At 42.9% G+C, this 21,008-nt stretch carries 23 protein-coding genes; 10 read left to right on the forward strand and 13 right to left on the reverse strand.

What is annotated here, in order from left to right:
- Window positions 1-19: 19 nt before the first annotated feature.
- On the forward strand, window positions 20-625 hold the full coding sequence (leuD, locus tag IEY03_RS12560; protein WP_188842199.1) for a 3-isopropylmalate dehydratase small subunit: 606 nt from the start codon (window positions 20-22) through the stop codon (window positions 623-625).
- 340 nt (window positions 626-965) lie between these two features.
- A complete protein-coding gene (locus IEY03_RS12565) occupies window positions 966-1,421 on the forward strand; it encodes an Lrp/AsnC family transcriptional regulator (RefSeq protein WP_188842201.1) in 456 nt (151 codons plus the stop codon).
- 135 nt (window positions 1,422-1,556) lie between these two features.
- On the opposite strand, the gene IEY03_RS12570 is transcribed toward IEY03_RS12565, so the two are convergent.
- Both IEY03_RS12570 and IEY03_RS12575 read right to left on the reverse strand, forming a co-directional pair.
- On the reverse strand, window positions 1,557-2,225 hold the full coding sequence (locus tag IEY03_RS12570; protein WP_188842203.1) for a DUF2959 domain-containing protein: 669 nt from the start codon (window positions 2,223-2,225) through the stop codon (window positions 1,557-1,559).
- 21 nt (window positions 2,226-2,246) lie between these two features.
- Window positions 2,247-2,471: a hypothetical protein gene (locus IEY03_RS12575; RefSeq protein WP_188842205.1), complete on the reverse strand. Its 225-nt coding sequence runs from the start codon at window positions 2,469-2,471 to the stop codon at window positions 2,247-2,249.
- Between the two features lie 104 nt (window positions 2,472-2,575).
- Between IEY03_RS12575 and IEY03_RS12580 the strand changes: the two genes are divergently transcribed.
- The 8 genes from IEY03_RS12580 (at window position 2,576) to IEY03_RS12615 (ending at window position 9,267) form a co-directional block, all read left to right on the forward strand.
- The gene (locus tag IEY03_RS12580; protein ID WP_188842207.1) at window positions 2,576-3,577 is read left to right on the forward strand and encodes a virulence factor BrkB family protein; all 1,002 of its coding nucleotides are present in this window, start codon (window positions 2,576-2,578) and stop codon (window positions 3,575-3,577) included.
- A gap of 27 nt (window positions 3,578-3,604) precedes the next feature.
- Complete coding sequence (locus IEY03_RS12585) at window positions 3,605-4,531, forward strand: alpha/beta fold hydrolase (RefSeq protein WP_188842209.1); 927 nt, start codon at window positions 3,605-3,607, stop codon at window positions 4,529-4,531.
- Window positions 4,532-4,540: 9 nt separating this feature from the next.
- Entirely contained in the window at window positions 4,541-5,110 is a 570-nt protein-coding gene (locus tag IEY03_RS12590; protein ID WP_188842212.1) for a hypothetical protein, read from the forward strand.
- Window positions 5,111-5,117: 7 nt separating this feature from the next.
- Window positions 5,118-5,555 (forward strand): D-aminoacyl-tRNA deacylase, encoded by a 438-nt coding sequence (dtd, locus tag IEY03_RS12595; RefSeq protein WP_188842214.1) that lies wholly within the window; start codon window positions 5,118-5,120, stop codon window positions 5,553-5,555.
- A 2-nt stretch (window positions 5,556-5,557) separates the two neighbouring features.
- Window positions 5,558-6,061 carry a thioesterase domain-containing protein gene (locus IEY03_RS12600; RefSeq protein ID WP_188842216.1) on the forward strand — a complete coding sequence of 168 codons (504 nt, stop codon included), beginning with the start codon at window positions 5,558-5,560 and terminating at the stop codon, window positions 6,059-6,061.
- Window positions 6,062-6,228: 167 nt separating this feature from the next.
- Window positions 6,229-6,819 carry an FMN-dependent NADH-azoreductase gene (locus IEY03_RS12605; RefSeq protein WP_188842218.1) on the forward strand — a complete coding sequence of 197 codons (591 nt, stop codon included), beginning with the start codon at window positions 6,229-6,231 and terminating at the stop codon, window positions 6,817-6,819.
- 317 nt (window positions 6,820-7,136) lie between these two features.
- A complete protein-coding gene (locus IEY03_RS12610) occupies window positions 7,137-7,754 on the forward strand; it encodes an SCO family protein (protein ID WP_188842220.1) in 618 nt (205 codons plus the stop codon).
- Window positions 7,755-7,764: 10 nt separating this feature from the next.
- On the forward strand, window positions 7,765-9,267 hold the full coding sequence (locus IEY03_RS12615; protein ID WP_229778319.1) for a methyl-accepting chemotaxis protein: 1,503 nt from the start codon (window positions 7,765-7,767) through the stop codon (window positions 9,265-9,267).
- 93 nt (window positions 9,268-9,360) lie between these two features.
- Here IEY03_RS12615 and IEY03_RS12620 read toward each other — a convergent pair whose 3' ends face one another.
- From IEY03_RS12620 to IEY03_RS12670, 11 genes are all read right to left on the reverse strand, one after another.
- A complete protein-coding gene (locus IEY03_RS12620) occupies window positions 9,361-10,104 on the reverse strand; it encodes a hypothetical protein (RefSeq protein ID WP_188842222.1) in 744 nt (247 codons plus the stop codon).
- Between the two features lie 23 nt (window positions 10,105-10,127).
- Window positions 10,128-11,369, reverse strand: coding sequence for a beta-ketoacyl-ACP synthase (locus IEY03_RS12625; protein ID WP_188842224.1), 1,242 nt, complete (start codon window positions 11,367-11,369; stop codon window positions 10,128-10,130).
- Window positions 11,366-12,091, reverse strand: coding sequence for a 3-ketoacyl-ACP reductase FabG2 (locus IEY03_RS12630; RefSeq protein ID WP_188842226.1), 726 nt, complete (start codon window positions 12,089-12,091; stop codon window positions 11,366-11,368). The genes IEY03_RS12625 and IEY03_RS12630 overlap by 4 nt, the downstream gene beginning before the upstream one ends.
- 17 nt (window positions 12,092-12,108) lie before the next feature.
- On the reverse strand, window positions 12,109-12,591 hold the full coding sequence (locus IEY03_RS12635) for a hotdog family protein (RefSeq protein WP_188842228.1): 483 nt from the start codon (window positions 12,589-12,591) through the stop codon (window positions 12,109-12,111).
- Complete coding sequence (locus IEY03_RS12640) at window positions 12,591-13,796, reverse strand: beta-ketoacyl-[acyl-carrier-protein] synthase family protein (RefSeq protein WP_188842230.1); 1,206 nt, start codon at window positions 13,794-13,796, stop codon at window positions 12,591-12,593. The genes IEY03_RS12635 and IEY03_RS12640 overlap by 1 nt, the downstream gene beginning before the upstream one ends.
- Window positions 13,797-13,846: 50 nt before the next feature.
- On the reverse strand, window positions 13,847-14,443 hold the full coding sequence (locus tag IEY03_RS12645) for a DUF3261 domain-containing protein (protein ID WP_188842231.1): 597 nt from the start codon (window positions 14,441-14,443) through the stop codon (window positions 13,847-13,849).
- Between the two features lie 85 nt (window positions 14,444-14,528).
- Window positions 14,529-15,788: an NAD(P)/FAD-dependent oxidoreductase gene (locus tag IEY03_RS12650; protein ID WP_188842234.1), complete on the reverse strand. Its 1,260-nt coding sequence runs from the start codon at window positions 15,786-15,788 to the stop codon at window positions 14,529-14,531.
- A 1-nt stretch (window position 15,789) separates the two neighbouring features.
- Window positions 15,790-18,168 carry an MMPL family transporter gene (locus IEY03_RS12655; RefSeq protein ID WP_188842236.1) on the reverse strand — a complete coding sequence of 793 codons (2,379 nt, stop codon included), beginning with the start codon at window positions 18,166-18,168 and terminating at the stop codon, window positions 15,790-15,792.
- Window positions 18,168-19,022 (reverse strand): outer membrane lipoprotein carrier protein LolA, encoded by an 855-nt coding sequence (locus IEY03_RS12660; protein WP_188842239.1) that lies wholly within the window; start codon window positions 19,020-19,022, stop codon window positions 18,168-18,170. Before IEY03_RS12660 ends, IEY03_RS12655 begins: the two co-directional genes overlap by 1 nt.
- Window positions 19,015-19,443, reverse strand: a complete 429-nt coding sequence (locus IEY03_RS12665) for an acyl-CoA thioesterase (protein WP_188842241.1) — start codon at window positions 19,441-19,443, stop codon at window positions 19,015-19,017. Before IEY03_RS12665 ends, IEY03_RS12660 begins: the two co-directional genes overlap by 8 nt.
- Entirely contained in the window at window positions 19,443-21,008 is a 1,566-nt protein-coding gene (locus IEY03_RS12670) for an HAL/PAL/TAL family ammonia-lyase (RefSeq protein WP_188842242.1), read from the reverse strand. Before IEY03_RS12670 ends, IEY03_RS12665 begins: the two co-directional genes overlap by 1 nt.

Below are 21,008 nucleotides of genomic sequence, written 5' to 3' on the forward strand. Positions count from 1 at the left end.
ACCGAGAAAGGAAATAAACATGCAAGCATTTACTGCCCATACCGGTTTAGCGGTAACGATTGATAGCGCCAATATTGATACCGATCAGATTATTCCAAAACAGTTCTTGTCCAAAGTGACCCGTGACGGATTTGGCGTGCATTTGTTTCATGATTGGCGCTATTTAGACGATGCAGGCGATCAACCAAATCCTGAGTTTGTATTGAATCAGTCGCGTTATAAAGGCGCATCTATTTTATTAGCGCAAGAAAACTTTGGTTGTGGATCGAGTCGTGAACATGCTCCTTGGGCATTAGCCGATTTTGGTTTACGGGTAATAATTGCACCAACCTTTGCAGATATCTTTTATGGTAATTCCATCAATAATGGTTTGTTACCTGTGAAGTTATCTGCTGAGCAAGTGCAGCAATTAATGGATGAAGTGGCGGCTAAAGAAGGCGCGGAAATTACTGTTGATCTGCAAGCTTTGCAGGTGATCTCACCTTCAGGCGCCGTGTTCAGTTTCAGCCTTGTTGAGTCAGCGCGCCATAAGTTACTCAATGGACTCGATGCGATAGGCTTGACGTTGTCGTTTGATCAAAGCATTACTGATTATGAAGCGAAAATTCCAGCTTGGTATGCATAAGCGCTAATAATGAGTGATTTCAAATTAAAAAGCCTTCTAGTATGGAAGGTTTTTTTATGTCCTTTTACTTGCTTATGGCAGTATGGATAACATTTGATCTCCAATTCAAATGCAGTGCTTTCAATACTGAATATACTTTTCAACTGAAATATTCAACATAAACTATTGCATGTATTTGCAATCCGCTATTTTTCTGAATAAGGTGCTCGGTAGAATATATCTTCTCCAAAAAACCGATATAGGGTTAATTATGTTTTCACATTGATGTGAAATATTTTTATTTTTTGTGTATGGATAGAGCATTTCTGTAATGTAAGTTGAAGCTGCTATAGGTTAAATGATGGATAAAAAAGATTTAAAGTTACTCGATATTTTGCAAAAACAAGGCCGTATTTCCATTGCTGATCTCGCGGACAAAATGAACATGTCAGATACACCTTGTTTACGCCGAGTCAAAAAACTTGAGCAGGATAAAGTGATCACCTCATATCATGCGCAATTAGACCCGCAAAAACTGGATTTAAATGTGAGCGCATTTATTGATGTTCGCCTAGCTGATTGTTCCGTGATATTTGCCGATAAATTTGAGCAAGATATGGCTCAGTTAGTTAATGTTATGGAATGTGCGGTGGTGACCGGGGAGTATGACTATTTGCTGAAAGTGGTTGTGAGGGATTTACTCAGTTTAGAGCGGTTGATAAAACACAATATTAGTAATTTAGATAACGTATCTTACGTGAGTTCAACAGTGGTGATGAAACCTGTTTTTAGTCGTACAACCTTACCATTAGAATAACTATCTGCAATTCCCTAGATAGGCAGCAAATGGCATCAAGTATTTGGTCGCATTCTAGCTATTAGCCTTGCGCACAAAAAAGCCGCCATGCATTTATAGGCAAGACGGCTGTTAAATTTTTTATGTCAGCGGACGTTAGGCGCCAGCTTCCATCGATTTAATAAATTTATTTGATTCAGCAATCGACTTATTCATTTCGTTTATTAAGCTAGAAATATCGGTTTGTAAATTGGTGAATTCCCCTTTAATAGCACCAATAGCCTGTGCATTAAGGTTATGTTTTAAATACAACATATTGTCTTTCATCGCGGTTAAAATAGGTGGCATTTTGGCTTCGGCGCGGCGCATGCTTTTAACTAAAGATTGGTAAGAGCGCTGGGTTTCTTTTAACTTCGAGGTACTATTACGACGTAAGCTGGCTTTGCTAATTTCATCGATTTCAGACTGCCATTCTTCAAATAGTGCTTCAGCTACATCTTCTACTTTGTTAATGCGATTACTGACATCATCGGCCGCCGATTGGGCTGACTCGTATTCATCTTTGGCTTTGTTGTAGGCTTTTTCTAAATTGCCACCATCAAATGCCAATAATGCCTGCATTTCTTCTAAAGCAGAGCTAAATTGTTGCTGAGCTTCTTCCTGCGATTCTTTGGCATCTTGTACACGATCAACCATTATGTCGCGTTTGTGGTAACCCACTTTCTCCATTGCACCATAATAGGCACTTTGGCATCCGCTTAACGATAATGTACTGATAGCAAGGGTTGCAGCAAGGGCAACTTTAATAAACTTAAATGCATTCATTTTGTAAGTCTCAATTAAGTGTTAAGCGGGAGATTTAAATTTCGCCGCGTCGATAACGCTCCATAAGTGGAAAATAGCGCCAATAATCGGCGGAATGATTAATACCCAAAAGAAATATCCCACGCCAACAATACAAAAGAAAGCGATAGCAGCCAAAATACGACCTTGTAATAATTGTCCAAGACCTGGAAAAAATAAGCTTGCGACAGCGGCTAATACATTGCCAGCCGATCCTTGTTGCGACATAAATAGTATCCTTTGGTTTATATTTTGATTTGTAATAACATTGTACGAAGTTGAAATGTGATTACAATGAATATCTTACCTATCGTTTATGAATAAGGATTTTTATGGCTATTAGTCGTATTTTGCCATCCCTCAAAGGCTTTTTTATTGGGTCTTGGAAATTCTTATTGCATTTAAAGCAAAGACTTAATGAAGATCAAATTAATATACGTGCAGGTCACTTAACCTATGTCACCTTGCTGTCATTGGTGCCAATGGTTGCTGTTACTATGTCTATGCTGTCTGCTTTCCCTGTATTTAAAGGGATAAGAGGGCATATTGAAAGCTTCATTTATGAAAACTTTTTACCCGCAGCTGGCGACACAGTTCAAGTGTATATCAATGAGTTTGTCAGCAATGCGTCTAAGGGCACGTTTGTTGGTATTGTCGCGTTGGTTTTTGTGGCTATCATGCTGATTTCAGCAATCGATAAAGCGTTAAATAGCATTTGGCGGGTGACTGAAAAACGTTCCTACGTGGTGTCGTTTTCAATGTACTGGATGGTGTTAACGTTAGGCCCGGTATTAATTGGCGCAAGTATTTTGGCATCGTCGTATGTTTTATCCTTGCAGCTACTATCAGATACTGAGTTGTCAGGGATCTTGCCTTGGATTATGTCTCGGTTGCCTATGATGTTCTCGGTCGCATCAATTTTATTGTTATATATGGTTGTACCCAATAGAAAAGTGCGCTTTTGGCATGCGCTATTAGGGGCAATTGTAGCCGCTTTACTATTTGAAGCGGGCAAAAAAGGTTTTGCTTATTATGTGACACAATTTCCCAGCTATGAGGCGATCTATGGCGCATTAGCCGTTATTCCTATTTTGTTTGTATGGGTCTATTTATCGTGGATGATTGTGCTGTTAGGTGCCGTCATTACCGCCTCGTTACCAGAGTATTTAGATCAGCATGTCACCGAGTTACTGCATAAAATCAGAATGGAAGCTGGACATGAGCCGCCGCAAAAATCGCAGCGTTCAAAAGATGTTTTAGGGCCTGACAATGATGAAATGAAACCAATGAATCAAGTAGAGATTGTGGATTCTTCTTCGTCTACAAAAATATAACTAGGCGGTTGAACAGGGATATTGAGTTTGATTTTTATTCGTCATGTTATGGTAAAGGTTGCAGATGATATTGCTTTGTCTGTTTCACAATATGGGCGAGTCGGTGCCAAACCCGTATTGTATTTACATGGTGGGCCAGGTGCTGGCTGTCACGCAAGTGATGTGACATTGTTTGAGCACCTCGATTTACATGTATTTTTTATTGACCAAAGAGGCTGCGGTCGTTCAATCGGTGATGATATGACCGCTAATACCTTAGCTGAATTAATCGAAGATATTGAGCGCGTAAGGCAATATTTTGCTATCGAGCAATGGGCAATAGTGGGCGGGTCATATGGTGCCACCTTAGGGTGGTTGTACAGTGGGCTTTACCCGCACAGAGTTAATAAACAGGTTTATTGGGGGATGTTTTTAGCCAATGAGGCTGCTCGCGATTGGTTGTATGGTCCTAATGGTGCGGCAGTGTTTTTTCCTGACGATTACCATGACTTTCAGCTTGCAGCCAAACATAGTGCCCATATACCTGAGCGTATGTCGATTGAAGATATATTGCTTGGATACTCACAGCACTTTAACGCCGATAAGCAATACCAGCAGCTAGCGGCATCATCCTGGAATCAATGGGAGCAAAAGCTCGCATCACCAAATCAACTCAGTGTTGCTAATTCATCTGAGGAGGCGATCAAGTTGGCTGTGATCGAGCACCATCATGCCCAGCATCAATACTTTTCAGCGGCTAGTTTATTTCAGCAAGTTGATGGCAAAATTACCGCCCAAACGCACTTGATTCAAGGGGAGTTAGATTGGGTGTGTCCAGCCCACTTGCTCAATGACTTTTTACAGCAATCGCAACAAAATCATCTTATCGTTGAGGAAGTTAAATCGGGTTATCACAGCTTAAATGATGTTAAGATGTTAACCCGTGTGATGCAAAGTATAGCGAACATAAGTTAAGGAAATAGAATGAAAAAAATATTACTGCTAAGTGGTTTGTTAGTGCTGTCAGCTTGTAGTACTACCGGAACAGAGACTAAGGCCGCGGCAGACAATGCCATTCCTAGCACTGTCGATATGTCTGCCATGACGAATGAGCAAGCCACCGAGCAATTATATGTTTCGCTAATAAAAGCCAACTATTTAGTCACCAAAGTTGGGCCTACTCGTGTGGCGGTTCAATTAGGGGATCATCAGTTTGTGTTACAACCTAGCATGAATGCAGAAGGGATTGACCGTATTTTAGCGAATCGCTTTTATGCTGTGCATCCGAAGCTTCAAGGAAGTAAAGAATTATTGGTGATGATAGGTCAACTTAATCAAAAATTAAATTTTGCGAAGTTTTTCATTCGTGAAAATGGTGCCGTTATTCAAGTGCAAAGTAGTGCCACTTTTGTCAATGTGATGAGCATTGAAGAAATTCGTCGCTTCTTACTTTGGACTGATGAGGGCTTACGTCAAGTCGGAACCTCTATGCCTGAAGGCACTGAAAAACTGATTAAAGCTATACCTGTGATGCAACATCCTCAAGGGGTTTAGTGTCAAGATGATCGGCTTAATACAACGAGTTAAACAAGCAAAAGTAGTTGTCGCGGATGAAACAACCGGGGAAATCAATCAAGGATTATTGATTTTTCTTGGGGTTGAACGCGATGATGGCATCGAGAAAATGCAAAAGTTAGCCAATAAAATCATTAACTACCGTGTGTTTAATGACGATAACGGCAAGATGAACTTCAATGTGTCGCAAGTTGGCGGCAAATTATTGGTGGTATCACAGTTCACTTTAGCTGCCGATACAGGTAGAGGCTTGCGCCCTAGTTTTTCAGGTGCCGCCACCCCTGAGCAAGCTAAGACCTTATACGATGCGTTTGTGGTTTATTGTCGCGAACTTGGTGTGGAAACCCACACGGGACGTTTTGGGGCTGATATGCAAGTGTCATTAATTAATGACGGACCAGTGACATTTAACCTGCAGGTTTAACCATGAAAATGCATCAACCGCTCATTGAACAACTGGTTGCGACCTGGCATCAAACCATTCCTCTAAGTCAGTTTATGCAGGTGAATGTGGTATCGTTTGCATTAACACACGATATCCATATTAACGCTTCATGCTCGAATGCGTTATTGAGTTCAGATCAACTGATAACCACAGCACCGCTATCTCCCAATATTAACCTGCATAACACCATGTTTGCTGGCAGCATATACACTCTGATGACATTAACGGGGTGGGGGATGGTGTGGTTGCAACAAAAGCTCGCGGCAGTTGAGGGTGATATTGTTTTAGCCGATGCACACATAAAATATCACGCCCCAGTTCGCACTCAACCTATTGCGAAAGTGATATGGCCTGATACTTCATTGATAGCATTATCACAGGGGCGACGTGTTAAAACTAAATTGTCAGTTGAACTTTGGTGCGATGATCTATTATGCGCCACGTTCGAAGGCTTATACGCGTCTTTACCTGTGCAAATTAAATAACCGCAACTCAAGATTACGTCAGTTAATATTCGATTTAATCGAATCTTCGTGTCGATTTATTCCGCTATTATTCCATTTATTAGTAGTTAAACTGTATTCCTGTCAAAAGAGCAGCCATTCAAGGTGGTTGGGCAATGCTGATAACGTTACTAAGCTAAGGAATAATCATGAAAAAAATATTAATGTTGAAATCGAGTATTTTAGGTTCTCATTCACAATCATCAGCATTGTTAGATGATCTTGCTATGTTATGGAAAGACCAAGGTGCGCAGATCACCACACGTGATTTAGTCGCAGATCCTATTCCTTTACTCGATGGTGAATTAGCCAATGGTTTACGTGGTGGCGATGCGTTAAATGAACGTCAAACCGCGGCTTTGGCTTTATCAGACACACTTGTTGCTGAACTGAAACAAAACGACACCATAGTGCTCGCCGCGCCTATGTACAATTTTATGATCCCAACTCAGCTAAAAGCTTGGATTGATTTTATTGCACGTGCGGGCGTGACTTTCACTTATACCGATACAGGGCCTCAAGGATTATTAAGCGGCAAAAAAGCCGTTATTGTGACTTCTCGTGGTGGTATGCATAAAGATGCGGGTAGCGATCATTTAGTGCCATATTTAACAACCTTACTCAGTTTTATTGGTATCAAAGATGTCGAAGTGGTTTATGCAGAAGGATTAAATATGGGGCCGGAGAATGCAGCGACAGCGATGGCGAATGCTAAACAAGCCTTGAACCAACTAGATTAGTGAAGGCTTTCACATTCGGATTGATAGAGAGTATTTTGCTTTAGTTACCCTTTGGGGGCTAATTTCTGCCAAAAAATGATTTTGGAAACACAACTTTTTTTGCGAATAAATTACCGCCTATAACTGGCTAATTTTTTGATTTAAAGTAAAAAAATGTTATTTGGCAATGAAATTCTGCAATTTTTTATTCTGTAGAATGAAGCCATTTTGTCAACGACGACTTTAAAAATGGTTAATGCCTACTTTGGACTATAATCCAAGGTAGGCATTTTTGTATTAGACAGAATAAATATCATTTACAAGAACTGGTGATCTCAATGCAAAAAAGGCAAATGTTGTGGGCTGTAGGATTCATAATCACTACAGTATTGTTAGTGCCTCTATTGATGGTGATTTCACAGCAAATAGCTGGGCGAGACGGCAACCCTCAGTATGGCATCAATGGTGAAAGGTTAATGCCGCTTTCATTTGAATGGCAAGATGTAGCCGAGAATGTACACAGTTTTCCTACTCAAAAGGCACAATACACCTATTTATTTGCTGGCTTTTTATCCTGTTCAGAAATTTGTCCGATACGGATTCAGCAGTTGTATCAACTTGAAACTGCCATCACAAAAGACAATGATTTAAGTAACATAGATATCGCGTTTATGTTTATTACTATCGATCCTGAAAACGACACTTTTGCGATTCGACAACAAATGATTGATGAACGTTCGCCAAGATTTAAAAGTGCTGCGCTACAAGAACCAGACCTTTTAAGCTTGTCAGGTCGTTTATCTGAAAATATTCAATCACACTCGCCTACAAATAATCATGTAGGCAATCTATATTTAATTAAGCCAAATGGCGTTGTTGCCCGTATATACACAGCAAAACAACTGTCGACAGACAAAATGTTGGCCGAATTAAAATACGACATAGAATCGAGCTAAGGTAATAATAATGACTGATAAACAAGCAACCAATTTACTGTTAAAGAAAGATGCCTATATTTATCGACTGTTATTGCTTCAAGTGCCGTTGTTAATTGTTAGCGGGCTATTTGGCGCACAAATGCTGACTTTTGCACTGGTTTCAGCTGTGGCAATTGCCTTACTTACGCAGGCGAGTTATAGCGTGTTAAAAGGTTCGCCCCTGTTTGGTATTGTTGCTGCAGTGCTGATGATGACGGTATCGGCAATCTTAGTGCAAAGCCAAATGGGCATGATTGAAATGCATTTCCACATATTTGCAACTATGGGTATTTTATTGATTTATCAACGGTGGCAACCTTTGTTAGCCTCGCTATTAACCGTTGCTGTGCATCATGTGTTGTTCACCTATATACAACTATCTGGTGGCAGCTTATTCGGCACACCCATTATGATTTTTGCTGGCGAGTGTTCATGGGGCATTATGTTGGTTCATGCCTTATTTGCGACCGCTGAAACCTTAATTCTTATCCAAATGTCACTTTTTATGCGGGCTGACTCATCGGCAAACTTACGTATCGCTAATGCCATTCAGCATATATCGGCAAATAAAGATTTATCGATTAGATTGTCTCCTGCCGACACCCAGGCCGAAGGGGCATTCAACTTAATGTTGGAAGAGTTAAGTCAGCTATTCAGTGATTATCGCGATATCGCGACCAAAATGGGCAGTACTTCAAATCAGCTATTAATGCTTAGCGATCATACCCAAGAAGCGATGACGCACCAACAGCACCAAGCGCAATCAATATCGCAAACAGCCCAGAACGTGATCCAATATTTTCAGCAGGTCACTGAAAACAGCCAGCAATCTGCCCAGCAAGCACAGTCTGCGGCCTCATCGAGCATGCAAGACAGGCAAAGTGCCTTATCGATCATGAAAGATATGCAACTTTTGGAAACCAATACGACTGAAGTCACAACGGCATTGACGGACTTAACTAAAGACGTGTCAGCTATCACGACACTTTTACAGGCGATACGGAGTATTTCAGAGCAAACCAACTTGCTGGCATTGAATGCTGCCATTGAAGCGGCAAGGGCCGGTGAAAGTGGTAGAGGTTTTGCTGTTGTAGCCGATGAAGTTCGTGCTTTAGCGCAACGTACTAGCCAGTCAACTGATGAAATTGAGAAGGTACTGAGTCGCTTAAATCAAAGTATGTTAAAAACCGTTGATTCGATGGATCAGGGAAAGCAGCGCACGACGAAAAATGTTGAACATACCAATACCATAGCAGCAGGGTTGGCGGAACGTGCTAGCCAAATCGAACAAGTGGCCAGCCTAAGTCGTAATGTCGCTAATGAAACCGAGCAACAAGGTACACAATTGAATCACATTGGCAGTGAAATGAATGACAATATTAATACCGTTACTCTGTTGTCAGAACAAATTGCCAAATTGGCCATTGGGGTCAATGAGATGAAGCAAATTACCCAAGAGTATCAAGCCAAAGCGGCGACTTATCGGTTGTAGTCAGCGCTAAACGGATAGCAAAACAATAAAAATGCGACTGCTAAAAACTGAGTAGTCGCATTTTTTTAAGCTGTTCATCACAAGTTGCAAAACTTAGTAATATGATTTGATATATTTTGCCGCGTATTTACGCAGTTTTTTCTCTGGTGCGGTTTCAGCAAGATGCGCGATAACAGGTTTAAATTTTTCATTGCCCGATGACGCTAAAGCCTTAGCAATCCAAGCATAGGTATCTATTGATAGCTTATCCTGCTTGAGTAAATCTAAGCTGGTGAGTTGGCTGGCTAATTTTTCTAGTATGAACTCAGCATAGACTCGTTTTGCCGCAATGTGTTTGGCTGCCATGCGTTTCAATTCTAAATCATTGCTTGCCAACGCATTGGCTAGCACATTTAACTGCTGAGGTTGCATAGCATCATACTGACTTTGGTCATTTAGGATAGGGTTCCAAATGGCAAATTGGTCTAGGTTTTTGAGTCCTTCTTGGGCGTATTTACGCAGTTTTTTATGGTAATCGCCGTTCACAATGGCTTGCAGGCTGGCACGATACTTATCATTACCTGAATAGCCTAATCCTTTGGCTAACCAAGAAGAGTATTCTATTGGATGTTTTTGGGTCGCAAGTGGCAAGCTGGCATTGAGTTTAGCTTCAATCATATCAAATAAACTTGGATCACTGAGACCGGATAAAATCAAAGATTCAAGCGCCAACTGTTGTTTCTGCTGATCCCCGTCTTGAAAAATTTGTTGATATTCTTCTTGGGTGTAATCTTGACTAAAGCCATATGGTGTCAGTAAGCAGCTTGCAATTAACAAGCTTAATGCAATTTTCTTCATTTCATATCCTTATGGGCTAGGTGTTATTTAGCGCATTCTTGCCAGCGTTTAAAAATTAATGAGGTATTAATACCACCAAATGCAAAATTATTACTCATCACATAATGGGTTTCCAGTGTTCTGATATCGCCACGAATGTAATCTAACGGGGCACACTCAGGGTCTATTTCTGTCAAGTTTAACGTGGGTGCGAACCAATTTTCATTCATCATTTGAATACTGGCCCAGGCTTCTAATGCACCGCAGGCACCGAGAGTATGGCCGGTGTAACTTTTTAGTGATGAGATAGGCATTGTGCTGCCAAATACGGCATGAGTTGCACTCGTTTCAGCCACATCGCCTCTGTCGGTAGCAGTGCCATGTGCATTAACATAGCCAATGTCATTTGCATTGAGTTGCGCATCTTTTAGGGCTAAGCGAATAGCAATTTCCATGGTTTGCGCATTAGGTTGAGTAACGTGTAAGCCATCCGAGTTTGTGCCAAACCCGACCAATTCGGCATAGATTTTCGCGCCACGTACTTTGGCGTGCTCTAACTCTTCCAGTATTAAGGTACACGCACCTTCGCCTATGACTAAGCCGTCACGATGTTTATCAAATGGGCTTGGCGTTAAGGCGGGAGTGTCATTTTGAGTGCTGGTGGCAAATAAGGTATCAAATACCACGGCTTCCGTTGGGCAAAGTTCTTCGCCACCGCCGGCTAACATTACCGTTTGGTGACCATATTTTATAGCCTCATAGGCGTAACCAATGCCTTGGCTGGCAGAGGTACAGGCACTACTTGTGGTATGAATTCGTCCCTTTAGACCAAAAAATACCCCGATATTGACCGCCGTAGTATGGGCCATCATGCGGATATAGCTTGTGGCCGTCAGGCCTGTCATATTGCCGGTTTTTAGCATATCGCCAAAGCCCACTATGGGATCAGTGCTTCCGGTAGAAGAGCCATACGCGACACCCGTTTCACCAGAGGTGAGTATTGGATGTTCAAGTAGGTTGGCATCTTCTAGCGCTAGTTCACTGGCGCGAGTTGCCATTAAGGATACGCGGCCCATTGAGCGGATTTTTTTACGGGGATAATGGCTTGGGGTAACAAAATCAGTGACTGGTGCCGCTAAACGCGTGTTTAAGTCAGGGTATCTGTCCCATTCATCCATACGAATAACGCAGTTTTTTTGCGCGAGTAAGCTGGCTTTAATACTTGGCCAGCTATCGCCTAAGGCAGAGATCCCGCCAATACCTGTAATGACGACTCGACGGCTCATATCATGCCTCCGTTAACAGAAATAACCTGACGGGTGATGTAGGCTGCATCCTCTGATAACAAAAACAGCGCTAGACCAGCGATTTCATTGGGTTTGCCCATGCGTTTCATGGGCACGATTTGATCGACCATTTCTTTGGGGAAATCATTGACCATATCGGTTTCAATTAAACCTGGTGCGATACAATTGACGGTGATTTTTCGCTTCGCTAATTCTAAAGATAAGGCCTTAGTTGCACCAATGATCCCCGCTTTGGAGGCGCTGTAATTCACCTGTCCACGGTTACCTGCGATGCCTGATACTGATGCTAGGGTGATAATGCGACCGCCTTTACGGTTTTGAACCATGGGCATTACCGTGGGATGGACCACGTTATAAAAACCATCTAAGTTAGTATGGATGACGCTATCCCATTCCTGTTCTGTCATCGCAGGAAAGGCAGTGTCGCGAGTAATTCCAGCATTTAAAACCACGCCATAATACGCTCCATGTTCAGCAATATCTTGCTCAATAGCGTGCTTAACTGCAGGGCGATCAGCAACATCAAATTGTAATAAACTGACGTTAATGCCACAGGCGACTAATTCTGTTTGGGTGTCAGTCGCGGCTTGCAGATTACTGTGAAAATGTAAGGCGATATCATAGCCTGCAGCGGCAAGCTTTAGGGCAATGGCTTTACCTATGCCACGGCTTGAACCCGTGATTAAAACTCTTTTATTCAATGTGGTTCTCCAAAACGTTAAGCGCTATGACTGTCTTTGATATACGAATGACTATCGTCAGGTTGAAAGACGTTCACGTTGGCTTGCGCCATTAATGTATTTTGATGAAATATCTGACAATCAAACACGGCTAAGCCAGACTCCTCTTGATATAAGCGAGTCACGTGCGTGTGGTAGGTGTGTCCAAGGGCAAATAAGTGCTGATGCATTTGCAGTTTACGGCTACCCAATAAAAAACCTACCTTAATAGGTTGTCCTTGCAGTATTGCCTCAACCCCAGCCAGAGCAGCAATGCTCTGGGCCATATATTCAATGCCAACGTAATTAGGCACCCCTTGCTGTGTTTCGTCAAAGTATGCACTTTGCGGACTAATCTGTGTTTGGGTGATCAAACTGTCTGGCTGATGACGAGTAATACTGTCAATTAAAATCATTGGGGCACGGTGCGGTATAAAGTCGCTTATCGGGCGTGCTAATAATTCAGGCGTCGCGGTTGTCATTAACTCTGACCTTGTTGAGGTTGTTTGGCAAAAATTATGCTGGCATTGCTGCCGCCAAATGCAAATGAATTACTCATTAAATAGCGAAGTTTCGTGGCGGTTTGCCCTGGGCTGACTAAAGGTAGGCTGGGATCATTAGGATCAGCTTGTCCATCCCATAATTGCGGTGGCAAGGCTTGATGAATATTGAGGTCACTTAATATTAAATAACAAAATGCGGCCTCAATCGCCCCAGCAGCACCAAGTAGGTGGCCAACCAAAGGTTTTGTCGAGCTACAAGGTGGAATTGTACCGTTAAAGAGCGCCGCTACAGCGCGCGACTCCATCGCATCATTTTTAGGGGTGGCTGTACCATGTAAATTAATATAATCGATGTCGTTTATGCTGATATTGGCATCAGCAATTGCTTGTTCCATTGCCGCTATTGCACCGCAACCTTGCGGGTGTGGCGCTGATATATGATGTGCATCGGCGGATTCGCCTACGCCAACCAGCATGACTTGGGCGGATTTTTTTTCAAGGGTAAAAAGGACCGCTCCTTCACCGATATTTATACCATCGCGATTAACACTAAACGGATTACACTGCCCTGATGAGACAGATTCTAGTGCGCTAAATCCGTTTAAGGTGAGTTGGCACAAACTGTCAGCTCCGCCAACAATCACCATATCGCAAAGGTCTGCTTGTAATAAACGTTTGGCTGCAGCAAAGACTTTTGCGCTGGAAGAGCAGGCGGTTGAAATGGTGTAACAGGGGCCTTCAAGTTCAAATAGTTTTTGTAAATAAAAACTGGTGCTGCCCAATTCCTGTTGCGAATAATGATAATTAGGCGGAAAACAGCCGTGTTCAGCACGATACCTTAATGCGGTTTCGCCCTTTGAAATCCCCGACGTGCTAGTGCCTAAGATCACGCCAATCCGTTTGGCTCCATAGGACTGTTTTGCGCTTTGTACCTCAGCATTGATCTGCATAGCTGCGGTATGAAGTAATCGGTTATTGCGACAGGAAAACTCCTGTAAATGTTCTGGAATATCCAGCAGGACATCATTGTTCACTACGCCAACGAGTGTCGATTTTTCAAATAATAAATCGTCACGCCATTGCATCGCGCTAGTATCGCCTTGCAATAATTTGCTTAACACGGACTCTGCGCTATTGCCTAGCGGAGTACACAATCCTATGTGTGTGATGCCTATACCTGTCATGTTTTTATCTTCAGCGTTGTTTATGTCTATTGGCGATTCAGTTGTTGCGCTTATTGTAACGCTTGAATCCTAATCTGCACATCGGCTTGGGTGATGTTAATGTTGATAGCTGCTTGCCAAGGGTTATTTTGGCTATATTCAGCGTGCAATATTACATTATCTTGCGTGAGTTGACGGCATAATGCCGACAGACAAGCTTGTTGCTGCCAGCTACCTGACGACAAATGTTGATTAACTTCCTCTGTTGGCCAATACACTAACTGTAAAATTGCCATCAGATATTCTGCTTTAAATGCTTCACCAAGCAAACTGCTTTGCTGACTAATTAAGTTGTTTCCATCGTAGACTATGGTGAACAGTGGCTGGCCCAATGGAGCCAGACCAACCAAGGTCATAGTATATTGATCAATTTGTAGCTCAGTAATTAATTGATGTGATTGTCCATCATGGCTAAATTGCACTGTTTGGCTATGTGTGCCCTGTTCAACTTGCGTGCTAACTGGCGCTAAGCAGTAGCTAACCCCCTCTGTCAGAGCCACACAGGTTTGCCGCTGCAATTGCTGGCTACAACCGCTAAGTAATAAGAAACTTAGTAGCAATCCACATAAGAGTTGTAAGCGATAGCTATGGTATTGAGTCTTTATCATTAATTTATGATTGATCTTAGGTTGATGGTGCGGGTTATTGAGTCCCTATCCGATCCCATTGAGATTGGCGCACCAATGATACAAGTCATGCCGCAGTTTCACGACATAAGGCGACGATGGTATTTAAGCGTCGTTCCGACTCAGCCACAAAGGGATTGTCTGCATCCCAGGCATAGCCAGCTAAAATTGAACAGATCATCTGTTTGATCTTAGGGTTGCCTTGCTGGTAAAAAATCACGTCCTGAAAACGGCCGTCATACCAAGCTTGAACATAAGTTCTAAAGGTATTCACCCCTTTCATCAAAGGTTCAGCATAGTCTTGTTGCCAATCGACTGTTTCACCCTCTAATTGTTTTAATAAGCTTTCAACGGCCATGGCGGCAGATTGCATCGCAATGGTTACACCAGAAGAAAATACCGGGTCCAAAAACTCTCCAGCATTGCCAAGTAGGGCAAATTTGTTGGTTGCTAGGGTGCTGACATTGGCAGAGTAGCCTTTTAAGGTCGCACATTCTTGAACAATTTTTGCATTTGCCAGTAAACGTTTCAGGCCAGATTCTTCATTCACAATAGCGAATAATTGCTGTTCTAAAGTGCCTTCAAGATGTTGCAGTAAATGGGGTTCACCTACTACACCAATGGAGCAGCGGTTATTGCTGAATGGGATCAACCAGTACCAAATATCTTTATGCTGTGGATGCACACTGATCAGAATCTTGTTGCGGTCGAATGTGGGATCATCAATATTGTCTTCGATATGGGTAAAGATAGCACTGCGTGAAGGTAAATTTGACGGTTTTTCAAGGTTCAGTAAACGCGGTAAAACGCGGCCAAAACCGCTAGCATCGAGAATAAATTTGGCGTTGACTTGATATGCGCAGCCATTGTCATCGGTAACATGTAACACTGGCTCGGCATTTAAATCGACTTGGGTCACTGTATGGCCGTAATGAATGCTAACGCCTTGTTGCGCGGCAGTATCAGCCAGAAGTTTATCAAATTGTCCGCGCTGTACTTGAAATGTCGTGCCAGGACCTGCAGTAAATTTGTCGGTAAAGTTGAAGGTAGTGTACTGATCTTGGTAACGAAATGCCGCGCCGTCTTTAAACTGAAATCCGGCTTGTTCAACCGCATCTAACATTCCCGCTTGTTTAATAAATTGCATACAACAAGGCAATAAGCTTTCGCCAATTGAAAATCGAGGGAAATACTGCTTTTCTAACACCAACACTTTTTTACCTTGTTGATGCAGTAGGCTGGCGGCTATTGCGCCAGAAGGGCCTGCGCCAATAATGGCAACATCAACGTCCAAGTTGTTGATTGAATTTAACGATTCGCTGTGCATGTTAATGCGTTTTCCTTGTTATCAATGTCATAAAGGGGGCAAGTAAAAAGGTATAGCCTATCCCCAGTAATAGGGTTAAACCAAAAAAGTGGATAGCGTTGGTTTGGCTAAAGGCTAATAAACCAAAGGCAAGTAAGGTTGAGCAAGCCGACATAAATATCGCCATCATCACCCCTCGGCTAGTGCGTTTCGCCTCGGCAAAAAACAAGCTGTAGTCTATGCCAATTCCTAGTACTAAAATGAGCGCCAGTGCATGAAATAGGCTAAATGGAGAAGCCAATATCCCTAAACTACTTAGTGTTAAGATAATCGCCAGCGTAGGCACTCCGATAACGGCCAGAGCTAATTTTATCGGGTATTTGATGCAAAAAATCACACTAGCAATGATCAACACACCCAATAGCAGCATCAAGGTAAATTGGCGATATTGGCCCATCAAATTGGAAATGTCGCCTACTTTATCGACCAGTTTAACCTTAGCATCGTTTAGCTGAGTGTGATTAATACGCTTTGTTAACCCATCTAGGTTGTTGATGCCAGTTAGTAGCACTATCGCCCCAACGGCTCCTTTGTTCTCTGACGTTAGCCATAGGTCTTTCAATGCACTGTCACCAAGCGCGAGTAACCCATCTGGCGTTAAATTGGCGGGTTGTGCTTGAATGTAGGCCGTCTGCAGCGATTGATTTAATAAACCGCTGACATCATTTAATCCTAACTGATCAATAATCTCGGGTAAGTGTTGCTGATAAATCAGTCCCTGTAATTGATAGTTTTTTTGTTGCTGCGAAAGACTGGGTAACAAGCTCGCTAGGCTAAAAAAATGCGTTAACTCATCTTGGTTAACAGCCAGTTCTAAAGTGGAGGCCAGTTGATGCAAGGCTTCTAACAGGTCGGTTTCATTAGCGGCACTGACCAAAATAAATTGATTATCCGTGCCACCACTGAGCCAGTGTCTGAGTTGGTTTTCTTCATCGGTGATCTGCTGTGGACTTTGTTGTAAATGCCGAATGTCATCGTTATGTTGTAACTGCAAAAGCCCAGTGAAACTCACTAATCCTATGACACAAAACCCCGTCCAATTGACGCCGGGTTTAGCGGATATCTTTGCCACTAAGTGTAAATAATATTGTGCCCAGCTTAGGGCATTTGATGGCTTTAAGGGTTTATTAGCCAGCAGTGGAAAAGCCAATACTAAGGTGATGTAAGCACCGAATAAGCCAGCGGCACAAAATACCGCCACTTGTTGCATACCGGGAAACGGCGTAAAGCCTATACCGATAAAGGCTAGCGAGCTGGTGGCCAAAGCAAGTGTCATGGCGGGCAAAATATCATCAATGATCTGATTAGCATTGTGTTGTGGGTGGTTGAGCTTCTCACAGTAAAAATGAAAACTATAATCGATGGCAATTCCGATAAGGCTGGTACCAAACACTAGCGTCAGTAGATGCAATTCATTGAATAAACTCAAGGTGGCGACTAACGCCAACACAAAGCCACTTGATAAGGTGAGCAAGGCTAAATGCAGGGGCATTAAGGTGCGAAATCCTAGCCAGACCAAGATCACTACCCCAATGAGCGACAGTCCGCCAATAAAGGTAATTTCTTGCTTGGCTGATTCGGTAGCGGCTTGGGCGTGGAATAAGGCTCCAGCTTTTAAAATCTGCACATCCCCTCCATCAATGGCCGCAAAGGCATGGTTGAGAGCGGCTAATTGTTGCTGTTGTGCATTGGGGTTAAAGGCACTTTGTGCTCCCTTAGCAATAACAATTGCTGCGGTTTGATTAGCTTGTTGATTGAATAAAATACCTTGTTCTTGGCGCAGTGATGATGACGAAGTTAATGCCAGCATGTTATCGCTAAACAGCAGTAAAGGATCCTGGCTAATCAATTGGCTATTGGCGATGCCAAATGCACTGTAAAGTTGTTGCTGCGCTTTAGCGATTAAACCATCAAGTTGCTTGGTGGCGAGTGCATCTTGCTGATCTGCCGTTAGCAGTTTAAAGCGATGGTCAAAGTACCATTTACCCAAAGCATTCATATTGCCATTAGACGCACTGGTAACCTGGCTAAATGCTTGATGTGGGTCTTGTTGAAGTTGACTCATCAATGTTTGTGCTGCGTTAATCGCGGTATCTTTTTGCGAAGACACAATGGCAACATAGACCTGATTGGCTAAACGATTTTCCACTTGCTGAAGTGCATTCCGGGTTAATTCATCCTGCTGTAGGTGCGGCAGCATTGCCAAAATATCACTTTGCACTTTTGCGCCAGATTGCCATAAATTTATCCCATAGATCACCACACTGCTAAATAGCAGACACCAGATAGCAAAACGCCATTTGGCTGAAATGAGGTGACTTTTTACGGGCTTTCGCGTCATTATTGCGTCTTCACTGGGCTGGAATTTTCTTTGGCGCTAGGTGAGGTCAGCATATCGAACCAGGCGGCATTTTCTCTGCTTATTGGCAGATAATTTACCTGTTTGAATAGAATGTCGGTGATATCAAGGCGATCAGCTTGCTGAGTCGATGCTTGATTTAACATCACAATGCGATTGATTTGCGGTTGACCTTGAATGATAAGTTTACCTAATGCTTGTTGTAAAAGTGGATCTTTTGCGAGTAAGCCTAAGGTCCATAACTCGGTGCTATTGGCATCGGATGAAAGATAAAACATCGAAAAATCATCTTGTAATGCCATCAAATCACCGCTGAGTAAATGTTGCATTAACTGGGGAACTTGCTGCATTAGCGGATTAGCAGCTTGTGCGCTTTTAGCGGCAGAGTGCGTAATATTACCATTGCTATCTATGGTGGTTAGCTGTTGTTTGTGCATCACCATGGTGGTGACAAAGGGGGACTGTTGATGCCAAACCATACCCAAATTAGGATTAAATGCAAAAGTGCCATGGCTGGTTAATGGTCGGTTTAAAACCGCTAAATGGCGTGTTTGCTCGAAAAGGCCTTGAGTATTTTCGTGTGTTAAAGACACTCTGTTAGCCAGTTGCTGTAAATTTTGTGTACTGGCAGGGTGTTGGAACACTTTTACTAAATCAGCTGGGGTAACTAATGACGATTTGTCTACAGTCTGCGCTGTTTGCGCGTGAATGACTTCAGCCGCCTGTGATGGCGTCAACTGGGCAATTAATAGCAACAGAAAGAGTGCCAATAGGCCAGACTGCATAATGACTATAAGCTTGTTAATCCAGCGTGCCACACGGTTTGGTTTATTCATTAGCGGTAAGCCAGGGTTTGATTTTGTCTTGAAAGACGTTAGGGGTGATAAAGCACAGTTCTTGGGTAGCCATATCCACCGCAGCTTGAATGGTATAGCCCTTAGTGATGCGTTGACCTGTGTGGGTATCAATAATTTGGTAATTGATTTTTAAACGATTTTCCCACTCAACAATACTGGCTTTAACGGTAATAAGCTGATCAAAACTGCTGCTTTTAACATACTTAATCTGTAGGTCTACCACGGGCCAAGCAAACCCAGAAGCTTGCATTTGACGGTAGTTATAGTCAAGTTTATCTAATAGCTTGCAACGCGCCACCTCAAAGTAGCGCAGGTAATTACCATGCCAGGTGATGCCCATCGAGTCCACATCGTGGAAAGGGATCACCATGTCCATTTCAATGCTGAGTATGCCTTTCATTAACAGACCTCCCATTCACCTTGCTGTATTTTGGCAACGGTTTGACGCAATACAGCTTCTAATGGTCGATCTTCAACGAGTAACTCAAAGTCTTCGCTAACCTGGGCAAGGGTTTTCGCGAGTGATGGTGTCAGACTATTAATATCTAACTCATTTTGGCTAATGCGTAATTGGATACCTTGACTCATGGCCAATAATGCGGCTGCCGCAACCTGCTCAGTCAGCTGTAATATCCGCATGCAATCACGGGCGGCAATGGTGCCCATGCTCACTTTATCCTGATTGTGACATTCAGTGGAACGAGAAAACACACTGGCGGGCATGGTGTTTTTGAGTGCTTCAGCTGTCCAGGCTGACACGCCAATTTGTACCGCTTTAAAACCATGATTGATGGCGCGACGCTCACCGGTTGCGGCCGAAAGGTTAGCCGGCAAGCCGTTATTAAATTTGGTGTCCATCACTAATGCCATTTGGCGATCAATTAAATCGGCAATATTGGCGATGGTGTTTTTCATCGAGTCCATAACAAAAGCGATATGGCCACCATAAAAATGGCCGCCGTGCAGAATATGTTCGCCCTCTGCATCCACAATAGGGTTATCGTTGGCGCTGTTTAACTCAGTTTCAATAAACTGGCGCATAAAAGGTAATGCATCTTGCAATACCCCAATGATGTGCGGTGCACAGCGGATTGAATAACGGTCTTGTAGGCGGTCTGAGTTTCGCGGATGCGTATGATGGTTTAAATCTTCGCGTATCCAGCTGGCAACTTGGACTTGGCCTGGGTGCGGTTTAGCGGCAAACAGAATCTCATCAAAATGGTTTGAATTGCCTTTTAACGTTAATGAAGCCATTGCGGTGATCCGGCTAGATAAACGCGATAAATATTGGGCGCGATCATATGCCAAACAGGCTAAAGCGGTCATCACCGCAGTGCCGTTCATTAAGGCTAAACCTTCTTTGGGGCGAAGTTTTAGCGGGGTAATCCCCAAAGCCTGATAAACCGCGCTTGTCGGTTGGCGTTGACCTTGATACATCACATCCCGCTCACCAATTAATACAGCAGCAAGATAAGATAATGGGGTTAAATCACCACTGGCACCGACAGAGCCTTCTTCTGGGATGACTGGAGTAATATCATTATTCAGTAACCATTCGATACGTTGCAGTAAGGCATAACTGACACCTGATTTTCCTACTGCCAATGAATTCAAGCGACATGCCATTACTGCGCGAGCTTGAACAGGGCTTAATATATCACCTAAGCCACAACCATGAAAACGGGATAAATGCAGCGGTAATTCGTGCACCAATTCTAAGCTGACATTAACAGTGCAAGAGTCGCCATAACCTGTAGTCACCCCATAAACCACACCTTCTTCATGTAACAGGCTATCAATAAAACGTGCGCCTTTTTCAATGTAGTGCTGGTATTCAGGGCTGTTATTCAATTTAACCTTTGCCCCTTTAGCAATGGCAACCACTTGCTCAATGCTGAGTTGACCTTGATAAAAATCCACATGACCTAAATGAACGGTGTTGGGTTGTGAGATCGAATGCGTCAT

Source organism: Shewanella aestuarii (assembly GCF_014647215.1).
Lineage (GTDB): Bacteria > Pseudomonadota > Gammaproteobacteria > Enterobacterales > Shewanellaceae > Shewanella > Shewanella aestuarii.